1 pseudogene is annotated in these 490 nt (G+C 33.5%); it reads left to right on the forward strand.

The window, feature by feature from the left end:
• A pseudogene (locus J690_RS23510) lies at positions 1–490 on the forward strand (TonB-dependent receptor); the annotation flags it as partial.

Consider the following 490-nt stretch of genomic DNA (forward strand, 5'->3'; position numbering starts at 1 on the left):
ATATCGTAATGCTGGTAACTATAAAACTCCTCATTACCAGTCTAGCTCTTATAATTCTTTAGAAGATCTTGAAAACCAAAACAGTATTTATAAAAATTTAAAATATTTACCAGAAAGCTGGGCAGAGTCGAGAGTAGGTACGCTTGGATTATCCTGGATAGACGATAATACTTATTTAGGAGTTTCTTATACACATCGTCATGATGAATATGGTTTACCAGCCCATAGCCATTTATATGAAGGTTGTGGTGCCTCTGCAATCGGTATCGATTCACGAATTAGTGGATTAAAAAATTATCTTTTATATTATCCTCAATTGATGGATGAGCAAGATATTAATTACATAAATCCACGTCCTGATTGTCATCAGCATAATCATATTCATGAAACTAATTTCTCTCATAATGCTCCTTATATTGATTTAAATACTCGACGTTATGATGTGCGTGGAGAATTCACTCAACCATTTACCGGTATTGACAAAATTCGT

It is taken from the genome of Acinetobacter sp. 742879, from assembly GCF_000588535.1.
Taxonomy (GTDB): domain Bacteria; phylum Pseudomonadota; class Gammaproteobacteria; order Pseudomonadales; family Moraxellaceae; genus Acinetobacter; species Acinetobacter pittii.